Origin of the sequence: Actinopolymorpha cephalotaxi, from assembly GCF_013408535.1 — a bacterium.
Taxonomy (GTDB): domain Bacteria; phylum Actinomycetota; class Actinomycetes; order Propionibacteriales; family Actinopolymorphaceae; genus Actinopolymorpha; species Actinopolymorpha cephalotaxi.
The window spans coordinates 1,717,298-1,733,797 of sequence record NZ_JACBZA010000001.1 but is presented as its reverse complement, the minus strand read 5'-3'; the positions used below and the strand labels follow the sequence as shown (position 1 = coordinate 1,733,797).

The window sequence follows — 16,500 nt, the reverse complement described above, 5'->3', positions numbered from 1 at the left end:
CGCCCTCCGCCCGATGACTCACGCCACCCGATGACAAGGGACACGATCATCAGCTGACGTCAGCTGACAGGGACCCGCCCGGCTCATCGCGGCTTGACGCATGCCCATATAGACATATGATGGCGGCCATGGCACGAGCGGCGACGACGTCGGACGTCTTCAATGCGATCGCCGAGCCGCAGCGCCGGGAGATCCTGGTGCTGCTGCGGGCGGGTGAGCGACCGGTGACCGAGTTGGCCCGCGAGCTGGGGATGACCCAGCCCGGGGCGTCCAAACACCTGCGGGTGCTCCGGGAGGTCGGGCTGGTGCGGGACCGCAAGGCAGGCAAGCAGCGCCTGTACGGCCTGGACGCCGGCGGGCTGCGGCCGGTCCACGAGTGGACCGGCGGGTTCGAACGGTTCTGGAACGAGAGCTTCGACCGGCTGGACGCCTACGTGCAGGACCTGAAGCAGACACGGCAGGAGGAATGACCGATGGCAGCGGAAAGGCGAGAAGCAGGGACGGAGGCGGCGACGGCCGACCGGGAGATCGTGGTCTCCCGGGTCGTCGACGCGCCACGAGAGTTGGTGTTCGAGGCGTTCACCGAGGTCCGGCACCTGTCCCGGTGGTGGGGACCGGACGGGTTCACCACGACCACGCGGTCGTTCGAGTTCCGCGTCGGCGGGGTGTGGGACTTCGTGATGCACGGACCGGACGGGACGGACTACGCCGAATGGATCTCCTGGACCGAGATCGCCCCTCCCGAGCGGATCACGCTGGTCCACGGCGAGTCCCGCGATGACCCGAACGCCTTCGAGTCGGTCCTGACGTTCGAGCCCGACGGCGCGGCGACCCGGGTCGAGTTGCGCACGGTGTTCCCCACGAAGGAACTGCGCGCCGAGGCGGTCGAGAAGTACCACGCGGTCGAGGGCGGCCGGCAGACCCTGAACAACCTGGCTGCATACGTCACCGAGATCCTCGACAAGGGAGCGGAGGGCTGATGGCCGGCAAGGTGTTCTTCAGCGTGTCGATGTCGCTGGACGGGTTCATCGCGCCCGAGACCTCCGAGGAGTTGATGGGGCGGCAGTGGATGGAACTGCAGCGGTGGGTCTTCCCGCTGCGGTTCTTCCGGGAGAACCTCAAGCTCGGCAAGGGCGGCGAGGTGGGGCGGGACAACGACATCGCGCGGGAGACGTTCGAACGCACGGGCGCGAGCGTCATGGGCAAGCGGATGTTCGACGCCGGCGAGCGGATGTGGCCGGAGGAAGCGCCCTTCCACACGCCGGTCTTCGTCGTGACACACGAGAAGCGTGACCCGTGGGAGCGGCCCGGTGGCACGATCTTCCACTTCGTCGACGACGGCATCGAGGCCGCGCTCGACCGGGCCCGCGAGGCCGCCGGTGACCGCGACGTCCGCATCGCGGGCGGCGGCGCGACGATCCTGGAGTACGTCAACGCCGGCCTGGTCGAGGAGTTCTCGATCGCGCTGTCACCGGTGCTGTTCGGCGCCGGAGTCCGGCTGTTCGAGGGCGTGGACTCGGGCCGGGTGGCACTGGAACAGGTCCGCGCGGAGCCGTCCCCGAGGGTGACGCACCTGACCTACGCCGTTCGGGAGCGGTAGGCGGCCTTGTCGGCCCACCGGCTGGTCCAGCGGCGCAACGGCACGAGCGCGTCCAAGTCGCCGGCGTACCTGCGGGCCAGGTCGGCCAGCATCATCTGCCCGGCCCAGCGCAGGCAGTCGGCCGGGATCGACGCGGCTTCCGGACCGTAGCCCGCGGCCCATCCCCGCGCCACCTCGCCCAGCAGGTCCCGCTCTGCCGGCGACAACGCGTCCAGGGCCGGGTCGACGGTGAACAACGCGTACGTGCGGGCGACGTCCAGCAACGGGTGGCCCCGACGGGCGTTGACCCAGTCCACGATGCCGCTCACCTCGTCCCCGTCGACCAGGACGTTCAGCGGATGCCAGTCCAGATGGAGCAGCGCGCCGCTTCGTCCCGCGCCGCTCTGTCCCGCGGCGTCCAGGCCCGCCGGCGCCGCGGCCCGGTCGTCGACCGCGTCCGCCACCTCCGCGGGTGCGGGTACGCGGTGCAACGCACGCTGCGCCGCGCCCATCAGCTCACCCATCCGGTACGCCGACCCGTGCCCGGACCGCAGCGCGTCTGCGACGGTCCGCCCCGGAAGCCAGCCCAGCAGGACGACCTCCACCCTGGCCGTGCGCGCGTACCGCACCTCCTCCGGTACGGGCAGGCCGGCCGCACCCGCCGCCCGCATGGCCGCGAGCTGGCCGGCGAACCGGTCCGAAACGCCGGGCCTGGACAGGACGCAGCGCAGCGCGTACGGCGTACCGTCGTGCCACACCTTCCACGTCTCACCGGTGGCGCCGCCGGCCGGCTCGATTCGTGCCTCGGCGGGCAGATCGAGGGCGGCCAGCACCTCGGCCACCATGGACTTCGTGGGCTCCGTGGGCTCCGTGGGCTCCGTGGACTGGGGCATGGCGGGAGGTTACCGCCGCGCCGGCCGTGGCGGATCCCCTGAGCCACGCCGGGTTTGCACCGGGACCGTCCGAGCAAGGGAGCTGCCATGAGCACCGAGAACCGTGACACCCAGGTCCGTGACACCCATGACCGCGCCGCCTCGATCCGGGTGGAGACCAGCCCCAAGCGGGTGCGGGTGATGTTCGGCGGCCACACCGTCGCCGACAGCGAGCACGCCCTGCTGGTCTGGGAGAAGCCGTACTACCCGACGTACTTCCTGCCCGCCCGCGACGTACGCACCGACGCGTTCCGCCCGACCGGTGGACGCGAGCACGCTCCCGGCCTGGGCGAGGCCGAGATCCACACGGTCGTCGTGGGCGAGCGCGAGGCGACGGGCGCTGCCCTGTGGTACCGCGACTCCCCCGTCGCCGAGGTCCAGGACACGATCCGCCTGGACTGGAACGCGATGGACGCGTGGTTCGAGGAGGACGAGGAGGTGTACGTCCACCCGCGCGACCCGTACAAGCGCGTGGATGTGCTGGCGAGCTCCCGGCACGTACGGGTGGAGGTCGGCGGAGTGACCGTCGCCGAGACCACCCGGGCACGGATCCTGTTCGAGACCGGCCTGCCGCCCCGCTACTACCTCCCCAAGACCGACGTGAGGCTCGACCTGCTGGAGCCGACCGCCCTTCAGACGCAGTGCCCCTACAAGGGAACCGCGAGCTACTACACGGTCGTGGCCGACGGCGGCCGGCACGAGAACCTCGCCTGGTGGTACCAGCACCCGACGTTGGAGAGCGTCAAGATCGCGGGCCTGATCGCGTTCTACAACGAGAAGATCGACCTGTACGTCGACGGGCGGCACCTCCCGCGGCCCACGACGCCCTTCAGCTGACGCCGGAAAATGTCGAAGCTGGGATGACTTACGGGGCCTCTGACACCCACAAGTCTTCCCAGCTCGGCCGAATCATTCTTCCGTGGAAGAATCCGGAGAGCTCAGCGGACGACGTGGCCGGCGGCGCGCAAGGTCTCCTTGACATCGCCGATCCGCAGGTCGCCGAAGTGGAAGACGCTCGCCGCCAGCACCGCGTCGGCGCCGGCGTCGATCGCCGGCGGGAAGTCCGCGAGCTTGCCCGCGCCGCCGCTGGCGATCAGCGGGATGTCGACCACCTTGCGTACGGCGGCGATCATCTCCACGTCGTAGCCCGCTTTCGTACCGTCGGCGTCCATGGAGTTGAGCAGGATCTCCCCCGCCCCCAGCTCGGCTCCGCGCCGCGCCCACTCCACCGCGTCCAGGTCGGCGCCCCGGCGCCCGCCGTGGGTGGTCACCTCGAACCCGGACGGCATCCCCTCGGCCCGGCGCGCGTCCACCGACAGCACCAGCACCTGTGAGCCGAACCGGTGGGCGATCTCCGCGACCAGGTCCGGCCGGGCGATCGCGGCGGTGTTGACCCCGACCTTGTCCGCGCCGGCCCGCAGCAGCCGGTCGACGTCCTCCACCGACCGCACACCCCCGCCGACAGTCAGCGGGATGAACACCTGCTCGGCGGTACGGCGTACGACGTCCTGGGTGGTCTCCCGGCCCTGCGCGGACGCGGAGACGTCGAGGAAGGTGAGCTCGTCCGCGCCCTCGGCGTCGTAGACCTTCGCCATCTCCACCGGGTCGCCGGCGTCGCGGAGGTCGGCGAAGTTGACGCCCTTGACCACGCGGCCGGCGTCGACGTCGAGGCACGGGATGACCCGGACCGCGAGGCTGCTGCCGCTCATGCCTCGAAGGTCGGCACGAGCATCGCCCGGCCGACCGTGTGCCCGAACAGGTTGAAGCCGAGCAGCGCCGGGCTCGCCCCCTCGGGCAGGTCGAGGCTGTCCACGTCGAGGGCGTGCACCACGAAGTAGTACCGGTGCGGACCGTGCCCGGGCGGCGGCGCGGCCCCGAGGTACTGGCGTACGCCGCCGTCGTTGATGAGGGTGACCGCGCCGTCGGGCAGCTTGGCGCCGGCGGCGTCACCGGCGCCGGTGGGCAGCTCGGTCGTGGTCACCGGGAGGTTGTAGACCGCCCAGTGCCAGAAGCCGCTCGCGGTCGGCGCGTCCGGGTCGTAGACGGTGACGGCGAAGCTACGGGTCTCCTCGGGGAAGCCGGACCAGGCCAGGTGTGGGGAGGTGTCGGACCCGCCCGCACCGAAGATCCCGGACAGATGCGGCGTCGCCAGGGTGCGACCGTCGGCGATGTCGTCGCTGGTCAAGGTGAACGAAGCCACCTTCGGCAGCGCGTCGTAGGGGTTCGGTGCCGAGCTCATGGATCCTCCTCAGCCGGTGGTTCCTCGGTCCGCAGCACAGAGGCTAGCGCCACGCACCCCCTGGGGCGTGCTGCGAACCCTAACGCCACGCACCGCGCTTGCGGCCCTCGGCGGGCGGTGCGGTCTGTGCCCAGATCCGGCGCCACGAGGCGACCTGCGGCCCGGCCGGGTCGGGGGTCTCGCCCCGTGCGGCCCGCCGGGTGGCATCCCACCAGCTGGTCGCGTCCTCGTCGAGCAGCCGCGACACGGCCTGCTGGATGCGGGGCGCGAACGTGCGCGGCGCCTCGCCCTCGGCCGGCCACACCGGCGCACCGAACCGGATCCGCACCGGCAGCCTGCCCGGACGGGGCCAGCCACGCCCGCGCGGCATCGCGGCGTAGGAGCCGCGGATCCCGATCGGGACGACGGGTACGCCGTGCTCGACGGCCAGCCAGGCCGCGCCCAGCCGGAACCGGGTGGCCCAGCCGTCCACCGAGCGCGTTCCCTCGGGGAACACCACGACGTTCCAGCCCTGATCGAGCACGTCGCCCGGGGTGGTCGACAGGGTGCCGCCGCGGCGTTCGATCGGGAAGGTGTTGAACACCATCGCCGAACCGCTCGCCCGCCACCAGGTGTCGAAGAAGTAGTCGGCCGCGGCCGCCACCGCGGTGCGGCGGCGCCACTCGTCCGGCAGCGAACACAGGATCAGCGGGGTGTCCAGGTGCGAGGTGTGGTTGGCCACGAACAGCACCGGCGGCTTCAGCGTGGTCAGGACGTCCAGCCCGGCCGAATGCGGGGTGATGGTGGAGCTCAGCAACGGGTGCAGCCCGAAGCGCTGCACCACGTCGCGCACGGCGTTGGCGGTGGGGGTGCGGGCCCAGGCCGTCGGGAACACCGAGGGCTGCTTCGGCGGCTGGAACGGCTGGGCCGACAACGGCACCAGCGGCCGCCGTCCCCAGCGCCAGCCGCGCGCCACCGTCCGTACGTCCTGCGCGGTCTCCCGGACGAAGCGCACGGGATTCTTGCTGCTCATGCCAGGCTCACCGCACATCCGAGATCAGGTGCGGCGGGTTGTGCGTGTAGGTGATCGACGGCGAACGCCCGACCGTGCCGCTCACCATCTCCAGCGCGTCGGCGAGGGTGGAGGCGGACCGGAAGCCCATCCGCTCCACCGCGCGGCGGTCCGCACCGACCCACACGACGTCGCCCACGTGGTCCATCGCGTGCGCCGCCCAGTACCACATGTAGAACGGGTGCACGCCGTGGTAGGCGTACGACGTGCGGTAGAGGTGGATGTACCACGGGTCGGTGGCGTACTGCTTCTCGAAGCGCTGCTCGATCGTCGCCGGGTCGGTCGACTCCGCCAGCACCTCCTCGAAGAAGTCGACGTAGCTCGGGTGGTGCAGCTGGCTGAACTCGTACGGCACCGGGTGGTAGAGGATCACCGCGCCGCCGGGCCGGACCACCGGCTTGTTGCGGTAGGAGTTGAAGAAGTACCCCAGGCCCATGCAGGTGGCGAGGATGGGGTTCATCACCGCGTCGACGTTGTACGGGCAGAGGTAGGGCACGCCCATGATGAGGACGTCGGACTGGCCCTGCACCTCGACCGCCTGCTGGCTGTAGACCTTGGCCAGCGTCTTCTCGTGCACGGCCTCGGTCTCACCGGCATGCACCCCGGTGATGCCGTAGGGCGCCTGGATCCCCTGGAAGATCTTGCGCCGGAGCTTCGACGGGGCCACCGCCAACCCGCGCTTGGCGGCCAGCATGGTGGCCTGGTCGCGGACGTTCCACTCCCACTCGCGCTTGTTGAGGAAGTCGTACGGCGCGGGGAAGACGTCGTTGTTGAGCGTGGTCTCGATCGTGAAGATCTTCAGGTGGTCCTTCAACAGCCGGCCCATCCGCCAGGCGGAGTGGTGCATGGCCGACTTCTTGTGGTCCATGAAGGACCGCGAGTGGACCATGGTCTTGCTGTTGTGGTGGTGGCGCAGCGAGCGGTAGGACGCCAGGCCGATCGGCACCGACTTGTGCCCGCCGTCCATCGGCACGATGTTGATGTTGACGTACACCAGCAGGTCGGACTGCGCCGCCCGCTTGTTGATCTCGACCTCTTCGCCCTGGTCGGTGGTGCCGATGAACTCGAGGTTGTCGGGGTCCTCGGCGTCGTGGTTGTAGAGCAGTCCGTCCGGGGCGAACGAGCGGTAGACGCGTTCGCCGAGCGCGTGCTGGAGCTCGCTCGGCTTCATCCGCCGGTGCAGGGCCAGCGCCGCGATGATCTCCACGTCGTCCACGCCGGCCTCGGCGGCCATCGTGAGCACCTGCTCGACGACCCGCTGCCGGATGTCCGGCCGCTTCATCGGAGGCAGCGGCAGCGACACGTCGTCGAAGGCGATGGTGAGCCTCATGCCCGGCCGCAGCAGCGCCCGCAGCGGCTCGGAGTTCTCCGGCTGCTCCAGCGCGTGCCTGATCGCGGCGTCCACGTCGCGAAGCCCCGGCTGCGACTCCGGGGAGTAGACCACCCGGGTGCCGAGCGGGAACTTCTCCAGCCGGAAGCCCTCGCCGTCGTGCACGACGAGGGGTGGCGTCCGGTCGTCGACCTCGAGTACGAATCCTGGTCGGCTCACCTGCTGCTCCTTAGGTCGAACGCCACCTTGACGGTCCCCAGCCGCCCGGCCGAGTGGGCGTGGTCGAGCGCCTCCCGCCAACGGTAGAGGGGGTAACGGCCGCCGACCACGCCGTCCAGCGGCGCGCTCGCGGCCAGGTCGAGGGCCCGGGCGAAGGCTTCGCGGCCCTGGGTGGCGTACGCGCCCACGACCTCCAGCTCCCGGAACCACACCGGCGACAGGTCCGCTCCGGCCGCGGGCATGCCCGACAGCACCACCCGGCCGCCGGCGCGGGTGACTCGAAGCGTCGTACCGAGGGAGTCCTTGCTGCCCACGGCGTCGATCCCGACGTCCACACCGCCGAGCAGGAACTCACCGCTGCGCTCGGGGGTCAGCCGGAACGCCTGGGTCGCCCGGCGCACGCGCGCCGGCACCTCGTCGGGAGCGAGGACGTCGGTCGCACCGAACGCCCTGGCCAGCTCGCGCTGGCGGGGGTGCTTGGCGACCACGCTGATCCGGCCCGCCGGGGTCAGCTCGCGCAGCGCCAGCGTCGCGAACAGCCCGACCGCGCCGGCACCGGACACCAGCACCGATCCGCCGTCGGGCACCTGGGCCCGCATCGCGGTGTGCACCGCGCAGGCCAGCGGCTCTACGAGGACGGCGCGCTCGTCGGACAGCCCGTCGGGCACGGCATGCAGCTGGCTGCGGTGTGCCATCAACTGGCCGCCCCAGCCGCCGCCGGTGTCGGCGCAGTAGCCGGTCTGCAGGCCGGGCGAGACGTGCCCGACCGTGATCCGGTCGCAGCGGTTGGTCTGCCCGCTCGCACAGGACTGGCAGCGCTCGACCCCGCGGGCCGCGCAGGACAGCACCGGGTCGAGCACGACCCGCGTGCCGGCCGGAAGGTCCTCGCAGTCGTCCACCAGCTCGCCGACCACCTCGTGGCCGGGAACGAACGGCATCGACACCAGGGCGGAGAAGTACATGCTGGTCTGCCCGAACAGCGCGCCGAGGTCGGAGCCACAGATGCCGGACAGGATCGGCTTGACCCGCGCCCAGCCGGGGGCCGAGGTGCGCGGCTCCGCCCGGTTGACCAGCCGCACGGGTGCGGCCGGACCGGTGAGGATGCCCGGAACCCGGCCGCCCACCGCCCGGGCGGCGATGTAGCGGGGCAGCGAGCGGTACATCTCCAACGCCAGCATCATGAGCTGCTCCCGGAGTGAGCGCCGGGCAGGGCCAGTCGGGACACCGAGCTCGAGGTCTTCCACTCCTCCACCGGCCAGCGGCCCTTGCGGGCCTCCCGCCACAGGTGGACGTCGGGGCTGACCGCGACCGGGCGGCCGACCACCCGCAGCATCGGCAGGTCGGAGTGGCTGTCGGCGTAGGCGTACGACTTGGTCAGGTCGAGGTCACGCTGGGCGGCGTACCGCGTCAGCCAGGCCGCCCGGGCCTCGCCCACCAGCGGCGGGCCGGACAGGAACCCGGTGCACCGTCCGCGGTCGTCGACGGCCAGGTCGGCCGCCACGATCTCGTCGAACAACGGCTCCAGCGGACGGGTCAGCGGACGGATCGCACCGGTGATGAGCACGGTGCGGTGCCCGGCCGCCTGGTGGGCGCGCACCCGGCGCAGGGCCGCGGCGGACACGCGTTCGAGCACGTGCTGGGACAGCGTCTCGTCGACGATGTGCTCCAGTTCGGCGAGGTCGGCGCCGGCGTAGCGGCGGTAGACCGAGCGCAGGAACCGGCCGCGGTCCTTGCGTTCGGCGTTCAGGAACCCGGGCAGCCGCCGGACCAGCGCGCCGAGCTCGCGGGCCCTGCCCTGCTGGTCCAGCTCCGGCATCCGCAGCCAGAGGTAGGTCTCCACGACGTTGGACGACAACAGCGTTCCGTCCATGTCGAACGCCGCCACGATGTTGTTCCCCGCGGGCAGCTGCGACGCCACCGCCGGGGTGGAGCGGCCGCGCCGGCGGCGGATCACGTCGTACTTGCGCATCGCCTCGGTCACGGCCGGGCAGTGCACCTCGACGAAGTAGTGGTGCCAGTCGAAGCAGGTGATGTCGAAGGAGAACTCCTGCTGGTCCTCCAGGTCGAGACCGTTGTAGAGCGCGACGGTGTGGTCGTCGGTGAAGACCAGCTCGGTCTCGAGGTAGGGGCGGTACAGGTCGTGGTAGCGGCGCAGGAAGTCCAGCCGGCGCCGCTGCTGGTCGAGGTCGCGGGCGATCTTCCGGACGCGTTCGCCGCGCGGCGCGTGGGAGACGAGGTAGTCGGCCGCCTTGTGCGCGCGTTCGCCGAGAGCGAGGGTGCGCTCGACCTGCTCGCCGCCCGGGAACCGCCACGTCGGCAGCCGCACCGCGCCGCGCTCGCTCATGTCGAACGGGTGCGCGTCGAAGTACTCGTGGACGAGCTCGAACACCATTGCGAACGTGAGCGGGTTGCGCAGCCCCGACGTCACCTGGAAGTACGCCGGACTGCCGGGCTCCGGGCGCTCCGCCGCGGCGGCCAGGGTGGCGTTGACCACGTGGTCGACCGGAACGATGTCGCACTGGGAGTCCGGGCTCGCGGGGAACTCCGGCAGCTCACCCCGGCCGTAGGCCAGGATCAGCGGCTCGGCCATCTTGAAGCCCTCGATCCAGCCCGGGTGGGGGGTCTCGAGTGCGCTCTCGATGATGCTCGGCCGCAGGATCGTGACCGGCAGCGGTGCGCCGATCTCCTCCACGACGCGTTCGCCGAGGGCCTTGGTGAACGTGTAGACGTCGGTCCAGCCGAGCGACCTCGCCCGCTCCCCGCCGGCCTCGACCAGCTTGGTGTCCACCCACTCCTTGCGGCGCCGCTCGGTGTCCTGGGCGGAGGTGATCGGCCCGGCCCGGCGGTGCTCCCGCTCGGCCTCCCGGCGCAGCTTGGAAAGGACGCCGGGCGCCCGCGAGGTCTCCTCGATCCGGTCCCGCATGGCCTGGCCCCAGCGGGCCTCGGTGCGCCAGTCGGCGGTGTGGTCGACCGGCCCCTCGGGAATCGCGCCGCGGCGGCGGCCGGAGACGTACGCCGTGGACACGTGCAGGTAGTGCGCCTGGCTGCCGCTCTCCAGGATGCGGCGCAGCAGCATCTCGGTGCCGAGCACGTTGGTCTGGAACGCCTGGTGGATCGGCGGGTCGAACGACACGTCGCCGGCGCAGTGGATCACCACGTCGAGATCGCCGGGCAACTCCGGAACGTCGGACAGGTCGCCTTCGATCACACTCACCCGGTCGTCGAGCAGGGCCGCGGTGTCACCGTCGTACCGGGACCGGGCCTGTTCGAAAATCGGCTTGTTGACCAGTTGCTCCATCCGCGCCCGGCCGGTCAGCGAACCCTTGGGCCGGACCAGCGCCACCACGTGCGTGCCCGGAAGGTCACGGAGGATGCGGTGCAGCAGTGCCTCGCCGACGAAGCCGGTGACGCCGGTGAGAAGCATCCGCTTCCCGTCGAGTCGCTCCCTGAGCCTCAACTCTTCCCCTCCGTCGACATGGTGATGACAGGTCCAGCGGGGTCACCCGGGCTGGTTTCGCAACACCCTATCCGCACCCCCGCGGGCACCGGGCCGGCCCGTCCGGAACTGCCAGGACCGGCCGGCCCGGCATGGACGCGACGGACCGGATCACTTACGCCGTACGGGTCAGCTGACGGCGGCGAGTGCCTCCTCCAGCGTGAACGCACCCGCGTACAACGCGGTGCCGACGATCGCGCCCTCCACCCCCAGCGGGGTGAGGGCCGCGATCGCGCGCAGGTCGTCCAGGCTGGACACTCCTCCGGAGGCGACCACCGGCCGGTCCGTCGCGGCGCACACGTCGCGCAGCAGGTCGACGTTCGGCCCCTGCAGCATGCCGTCCTTGTTGACGTCGGTGACGACATATCGCGCGCACCCCTCGGCATCAAGCCTGGCGAGGGTCTCGAACAGGTCACCGCCCTCCCTGGTCCAGCCGCGCGCGGCGAGCGTGCGGCCGCGTACGTCCAGCCCGACCGCCACCCGGTCGCCGTACTCCGCGATCGCGCGGGCACACCACTGCGGGTTCTCCAGCGCGGCGGTGCCGAGGTTGACCCGGGCACAGCCGGTGCCCATCGCCCAGGTGAGCGCGTCGTCGTCGCGCAGCCCGCCGGACAGCTCCACGCGTACGTCGAGGCGGCCGATGATGTCGGCGAGCACCGCCCGGTTGTCGCCGCGGCCGAACGCCGCGTCCAGGTCGACCAGGTGCACCCACTGCCCGCCGGCGTGCTGCCAGGCCATGGCCGCCTCCAGCGGGCTGCCGTACTGGCCGCCCGTACCGGCTCGGCCCTGCACCAGCTGGACGGCCTGGCCGTCGACGACATCGACCGCGGGAAGCAACGCGAGGCTCATGGTCGCCGAGGCTACCGGCGGGCCGGTGAGGTGCTTCGGGCGAGGTCAGCGCCCGAAAGCGCGGCGCCCGCACTCAGCGCAGGGTGCCGATCCAGTTGGCGAGCAGCGCGGCGCCGGCGTCACCGGACTTCTCCGGGTGGAACTGCGTCGCCGCGAGCGGGCCGTTCTCCACCGCGGACACGAACCTGTCGCCGTCGTACGGCGTCCACGTCACGGTCGGCTGCCGGAAGTTTCCGGTGGCGTGCAGCTCCCACTCGCGCACCGCGTAGGAGTGCACGAAGTAGAACCGCTCACCGGCGATCCCGGCGAACAGCACGGAGTCCTCCGGAGGCTCCACGACGTTCCAGCCCATGTGAGGCACGATCGGCGCCTTCAGGCGTTCGACGGTGCCCGGCCACTCGCCGCACCCCTCGGTCTGCACGCCGTGCTCGACGCCTCGCTCGAACAGGATCTGCATGCCGACGCAGATGCCGAGCACCGGGCGCCCGCCGGCCAGCCGGCGGCCGATCACCTGGTCGCCCCGCACGGCGCGCAGGCCCTTCATGCAGGCTTCGTACGCCCCCACGCCGGGGACCACCAGACCGTCCGCCTCGGCCGCGGCGGCGAAGTCGTCGGTCACCTCCACCGCCGCGCCGGCGCGGTCCAGTGCCCGCTGCGCGGAGCGCAGGTTGCCCGAGCCGTAGTCGAGCACCACGACCGAGGGCCTGGCAGCGCTCACGGTGTGGACTCCCGCAGCCCCGCCCACAGGAACACCCCGGCGAGCACGCCGAGGACCACCGTCAGCCAGATCTTCCGCTTCTGCTGCCGGCTCGCGATCATGCCGCCGACCAGCAGGCCGGCCAACGCGAAGTAGACGTACTGCACTACAGCGCGCCCTTCGTACTCGGCACGCCGGTCTCGCGTGGGTCCAGCGCCACCGCGTCACGCAGCGCCCGGGCCAGCGCCTTGAACTGCGCCTCGACGATGTGGTGCGGGTCGCGGCCGGCGAGCACCCGCACGTGCAGGCAGATCGCGGCGTGGAAGGCCAGCGTCTCCAGGACGTGCCGGGTCAGCGAGCCGGTGAAGTGGCCGCCGATCATGGCGTACGCCTGACCTTCCGGCTCACCGGTGTGCACGCAGTACGGCCGTCCGGCCACGTCGACCACGACGTGCACCAGCGACTCGTCCAGCGGCACCGTCGCGTCGGCGAACCTGCGGATGCCGCGCTTGTCGCCGAGCGCCTGCCGGAACGCCTGCCCCAGCACGATCGCGGTGTCCTCGACGGTGTGGTGCACGTCGATGTCAACGTCACCTTGCGCTCGTACGGTGAGGTCGAACAGGCCGTGCCGGCCGAGCTGGTCGAGCATGTGGTCGTAGAACGGCACCCCGGTCGACACGTCGACCCGGCCGCGTCCGTCGAGGTCGAGCTCGACGACGACCTTGCTCTCCTTGGTCTCGCGTTCGATCCGCGCGCTGCGCGCAGGTTCGGTCACGCCGTCACCTCCTGCAGGGCGGCCCGGAAGGCCGCCATCTCCGGCTCGGTCCCGATCGACACCCGCAGCCAGCCGTCCGGCCCGGTCTCCCGGATGAGTACGCCGCGGTCCAGCAGGCCCTGCCAGACCGCGTGCCGGTCCGCAAACGTGCCGAACAGCACGAAGTTGGCGTCGGAGTCGGCGACGCGGTATCCCTGCCCGCGCAGCCATTCGACGGTCTCGTCCCGCCGGGCCCGCAGCTCCTGCACGCGGGCGAGCAGCGAACCTGAGTGCCGCAGCGCTGCCCGCGCCACCGCCTGGGTCACCGCCGACAGGTGGTACGGCAGCCGCACGATCCGCAGCGCGTCCACGACCGCCGGGTCGGCGGCGAGGTAGCCGAGCCGGCCACCGGCGAACGCGAACGCCTTCGACATGGTGCGGGTCACGATCAGCCGCGGGTGCTTCGGCAGCAGGCTGAGCGCGCTCGGTGTGCCGTCCCGCCGGAACTCGCCGTACGCCTCGTCGACCACCACCATGCCCGGCGCGGCCGCGCAGATGAGCTCGACCAGGTCCAGGGGCAGCGCGGTGCCGGTCGGGTTGTTCGGCGAGGCAAGCAGGATCACCGCGGGCCGGTGCTGCTCGATCTGCGCGAGCGCGTGCTCGGGGTCGACGGTGAAGTCGTCGGCCCGGCGCCCGGTCACCCAGGTGGTGCAGGTGTCGCGGGCGTACTCGGGATACATGGAGTACGTCGGCGCGAACGACAGCGCCGTGCGGCCGGGCCCGCCGAAGGCCTGCAGGATCTGCAGCATCACCTCGTTGGAGCCGTTCGCCGCCCACACCTGCGCCGGCGTCAGGTCGTGCCCGAGGTAGGCCGCGAGGTCGGTGCGCAGACCCAGCGCCTCCCGGTCGGGGTAGCGGTTGAGAGTACGCGCGGCCGCCGCGACCGACGAGGCGATGTCGGCCACGACGTCCTCGTCCGGCGGGTAGGGGTTCTCGTTGACGTTGAGGATCACCGGCACGTCGAGCTGGGGGGCGCCGTAGGGCTCCTCCTCGCGCAGGTCGTCACGCAGCGGCAGGTCGGCGAGGGTCTGCCCCACTCAGATCACCTTCACCATGCCGACCAGGGTCTTGGTGACCTCCGGCGTGCCGGCGACCAGGACCTCCAGCCCGCTCGAGGTGGTGACGAACTCGCTGGATCCGCCCGCGGCGTCGACCAGCGCGATCCCGGCCGCGACGTCCCAGATGTTGACGCCGAAGCCGAGGTAGCCCTCCTGCGCTCCGAGCGCCACCGACAACAGCTCGCAGGCCGAGGAGCCGGTACGGCGGTAGTCGCGCGCCTGGTGCATCAGCTCGCCGAGGAACGTGTGCACCCGGGTGCGGTGGTCCAGCACCCCCGGCAGCCCGATCCCGACGATGGAGTCGGACAGGTCGACCGCCGAAGACACCCGGGGCGTGCCGTCCCGGCCGAACACCTCCGCGCCGCCGGCCGCCGCCCAGTCGCCGTCGGCGGGCCGGACGACCGCGCCGGCCACGATCCGGCCGTCGCGTTCGACGCCCACGGACACGGCGTAGTCGCGGCGGCGGTGGACGAAGTTCATCGTCCCGTCCAGCGGGTCGACCAGCCAGCGCACGCCGCTGTCGCCGTCGTGCACGCCGGACTCCTCGGCCAGCACCGCGTCGCGCGGACGGGCGGCACTGACCAGTCGCAGGATCGCGCCCTCGGCCGCCTTGTCGGCCGTGGTCACGAAATCGGCGGCGTGCGCCTTGGTGTCGATCCGCAGCTCGCCGCCGCGCAGCTCACGCAGGATCGCGTGCGACCCCGCGTGGGCGGCGGCCAGAGCGAGATCGCGCAGATCCTGGTCCAGGGATGCCGGATCCTCCGGCCGCCCGGGGTGTACCGGTCTGGTCATGACTGGCTCGATTCGTCGAGAGGGGCCGCAGCGTGCGCGCCGGTGGGGCGGCGGGCCATCAGGCATACCCGTCGGACGCGGATCCGAACCGCGCCCGGACGGCCTGCCCGTGTGCGGGAAGATCCTCCGCCTCGGCCAGGGCGGTGACGTGGCCGGCCACCTCGCGCAGCGCGGCCTGGTCGTAGTCGACGACGTGCACGGCCTTGAGGTAGCTGCGTACCGACAGCCCGGAGGAGTGACAGGCGCAGCCGCCGGTGGGGAGCACGTGGTTGGACCCGGCGCAGTAGTCCCCCAGGGACACCGGCGACCAGGGCCCGACGAAGATCGCGCCCGCGTTGCGTACCCGCCCGGCCCACTCCCGGGCGTTCTCGGTGTGGATCTCCAGGTGCTCGGCGGCGTAGGCGTCGACGACCGCGAGCCCCTGCTCCAGGTCGTCGACCAGCACGATGCCGGACTGCTCCCCGTCCAGCGCCTCGGTGATGCGCTGAACGTGTTTGGCGGCCGGCACCTGGTGGGCGAGCTCGCCCTCCACCGCCGCGGCCAGGTCCTCGCTCGGGGTGACCAGAACGCTGGCTGCCACGGTGTCGTGCTCGGCCTGGCTGATCAGGTCGGCGGCGACGTAGGCGGGATCGGCGGAGTCGTCGGCCAGGATCGCGATCTCGGTCGGCCCGGCCTCGGAGTCGATGCCGACGGTTCCCTTGACCAGGCGCTTGGCGGCCGTGGTCGTGATCCGGCCCGGGCCGGCGATGAAGTCGACCGGACGGCACAGCAGCCGGCTGTCGCCGGCTCCGACCCCGGCCGGCACGCCGTACGCGAACATCGCGACCGCGGCCACGCCACCGGCGGCGTAGACCTCGTCCACACCGAGCAGCTCGGCCACGGCCAGCACCGTCGGGTGCGGCAGGCCGCCGAACTCCTTCTGCGGCGAGGACGCCAGGGCCACCGACTGCACACCGGCGACCTGCGCGGGCACGACGTTCATCACCACGCTGGACGCCAGCGGAGCCACCCCGCCGGGGATGTAGACACCGACCCGCCGGAACGGGACCAGGCGCTGGGTCACGGTGCCGCCGGGGACGACCCGGACCTCGGAGTCCCGCTCCAGCTCGGCCTCACTGACCGTGCGGAGCCGGCGGATGGACTCCTCGAACGCCGCGCGTACGTCGGGGTCGAGCTCGCGCAGGGCCTGCTCCAGGGCGGCCTTCGGCACCCGGATGTCGGTGAGCTGCACGTCGTCCCACCGCGCGGCGTAGTCGCGCAGCGCCTCGACCCCACGATGGCGTACGTCGGCGAGCGTCGGGCGGACGGCCTCCACGGCCGCCTCCACGTCGAACGGAGCACGCGGGACGAGAGCGCTGTAGTCGAGGCCGGCGCCGGAGACGGCGAGGCCGCGCAGGTCGATGCGACGGATCACCCCACCGAGTCTAGGGCGTGCGCCGAGTGA

Annotated in this window: 18 protein-coding genes; 4 read left to right on the top strand and 14 right to left on the bottom strand. The window is 71.9% G+C overall.

The window, feature by feature from the left end:
• Window positions 1-128 precede the first annotated feature (128 nt).
• The 3 genes from FHR37_RS07815 to FHR37_RS07805 are packed head-to-tail and all read left to right on the top strand — an operon-like array spanning window position 129 to window position 1,600.
• Window positions 129-470 carry an ArsR/SmtB family transcription factor gene (locus FHR37_RS07815; protein WP_092885069.1) on the top strand — a complete coding sequence of 114 codons (342 nt, stop codon included), beginning with the start codon at window positions 129-131 and terminating at the stop codon, window positions 468-470.
• A 3-nt stretch (window positions 471-473) separates the two neighbouring features.
• A complete protein-coding gene (locus FHR37_RS07810; RefSeq protein ID WP_092884833.1) occupies window positions 474-980 on the top strand; it encodes an SRPBCC family protein in 507 nt (168 codons plus the stop codon).
• Entirely contained in the window at window positions 980-1,600 is a 621-nt protein-coding gene (locus FHR37_RS07805; protein ID WP_092884835.1) for a dihydrofolate reductase family protein, read from the top strand. The genes FHR37_RS07810 and FHR37_RS07805 overlap by 1 nt, the downstream gene beginning before the upstream one ends.
• On the opposite strand, the gene FHR37_RS07800 is transcribed toward FHR37_RS07805, so the two are convergent.
• Window positions 1,579-2,472 (bottom strand): phosphotransferase family protein, encoded by an 894-nt coding sequence (locus FHR37_RS07800; RefSeq protein ID WP_092884837.1) that lies wholly within the window; start codon window positions 2,470-2,472, stop codon window positions 1,579-1,581. The genes FHR37_RS07805 and FHR37_RS07800 overlap by 22 nt on opposite strands.
• 87 nt (window positions 2,473-2,559) lie before the next feature.
• Here FHR37_RS07800 and FHR37_RS07795 point away from each other — a divergent pair, with 87 nt between their 5' ends.
• Window positions 2,560-3,348 (top strand): DUF427 domain-containing protein, encoded by a 789-nt coding sequence (locus FHR37_RS07795; protein ID WP_092884839.1) that lies wholly within the window; start codon window positions 2,560-2,562, stop codon window positions 3,346-3,348.
• Between the two features lie 101 nt (window positions 3,349-3,449).
• Here the strand turns inward: FHR37_RS07795 and hisF are convergent, their stop codons facing one another.
• The 13 genes from hisF to hisD form a co-directional block, all read right to left on the bottom strand.
• Window positions 3,450-4,220, bottom strand: a complete 771-nt coding sequence (gene hisF, locus FHR37_RS07790) for an imidazole glycerol phosphate synthase subunit HisF (RefSeq protein WP_092884841.1) — start codon at window positions 4,218-4,220, stop codon at window positions 3,450-3,452.
• The gene (locus FHR37_RS07785) at window positions 4,217-4,750 is read right to left on the bottom strand and encodes a YbhB/YbcL family Raf kinase inhibitor-like protein (protein WP_092884843.1); all 534 of its coding nucleotides are present in this window, start codon (window positions 4,748-4,750) and stop codon (window positions 4,217-4,219) included. The genes hisF and FHR37_RS07785 overlap by 4 nt, the downstream gene beginning before the upstream one ends.
• A gap of 79 nt (window positions 4,751-4,829) precedes the next feature.
• Window positions 4,830-5,762, bottom strand: a complete 933-nt coding sequence (locus tag FHR37_RS07780) for a lysophospholipid acyltransferase family protein (protein WP_092884845.1) — start codon at window positions 5,760-5,762, stop codon at window positions 4,830-4,832.
• 7 nt (window positions 5,763-5,769) lie between these two features.
• The gene (locus FHR37_RS07775) at window positions 5,770-7,350 is read right to left on the bottom strand and encodes a lactate racemase domain-containing protein (RefSeq protein WP_092884847.1); all 1,581 of its coding nucleotides are present in this window, start codon (window positions 7,348-7,350) and stop codon (window positions 5,770-5,772) included.
• Entirely contained in the window at window positions 7,347-8,531 is a 1,185-nt protein-coding gene (locus tag FHR37_RS07770; protein WP_092884849.1) for a zinc-dependent alcohol dehydrogenase, read from the bottom strand. The genes FHR37_RS07775 and FHR37_RS07770 overlap by 4 nt, the downstream gene beginning before the upstream one ends.
• Window positions 8,528-10,807: an HAD-IB family hydrolase gene (locus FHR37_RS07765; RefSeq protein WP_092884850.1), complete on the bottom strand. Its 2,280-nt coding sequence runs from the start codon at window positions 10,805-10,807 to the stop codon at window positions 8,528-8,530. Before FHR37_RS07765 ends, FHR37_RS07770 begins: the two co-directional genes overlap by 4 nt.
• A 168-nt stretch (window positions 10,808-10,975) precedes the next feature.
• Window positions 10,976-11,695, bottom strand: a complete 720-nt coding sequence (gene priA, locus FHR37_RS07760; RefSeq protein ID WP_092884852.1) for a bifunctional 1-(5-phosphoribosyl)-5-((5-phosphoribosylamino)methylideneamino)imidazole-4-carboxamide isomerase/phosphoribosylanthranilate isomerase PriA — start codon at window positions 11,693-11,695, stop codon at window positions 10,976-10,978.
• Between the two features lie 73 nt (window positions 11,696-11,768).
• Complete coding sequence (gene hisH, locus FHR37_RS07755) at window positions 11,769-12,413, bottom strand: imidazole glycerol phosphate synthase subunit HisH (protein WP_092884854.1); 645 nt, start codon at window positions 12,411-12,413, stop codon at window positions 11,769-11,771.
• On the bottom strand, window positions 12,410-12,559 hold the full coding sequence (locus tag FHR37_RS07750; protein WP_175542606.1) for a hypothetical protein: 150 nt from the start codon (window positions 12,557-12,559) through the stop codon (window positions 12,410-12,412). The genes hisH and FHR37_RS07750 overlap by 4 nt, the downstream gene beginning before the upstream one ends.
• Window positions 12,559-13,167: an imidazoleglycerol-phosphate dehydratase HisB gene (hisB, locus tag FHR37_RS07745; protein WP_092884856.1), complete on the bottom strand. Its 609-nt coding sequence runs from the start codon at window positions 13,165-13,167 to the stop codon at window positions 12,559-12,561. Before hisB ends, FHR37_RS07750 begins: the two co-directional genes overlap by 1 nt.
• Entirely contained in the window at window positions 13,164-14,243 is a 1,080-nt protein-coding gene (locus tag FHR37_RS07740; protein WP_092884858.1) for a histidinol-phosphate transaminase, read from the bottom strand. Before FHR37_RS07740 ends, hisB begins: the two co-directional genes overlap by 4 nt.
• A complete protein-coding gene (locus FHR37_RS07735; protein WP_175542607.1) occupies window positions 14,244-15,056 on the bottom strand; it encodes an inositol monophosphatase family protein in 813 nt (270 codons plus the stop codon).
• Between the two features lie 58 nt (window positions 15,057-15,114).
• Window positions 15,115-16,470, bottom strand: coding sequence for a histidinol dehydrogenase (gene hisD, locus FHR37_RS07730; RefSeq protein ID WP_092884862.1), 1,356 nt, complete (start codon window positions 16,468-16,470; stop codon window positions 15,115-15,117).
• Window positions 16,471-16,500 lie beyond the last annotated feature (30 nt).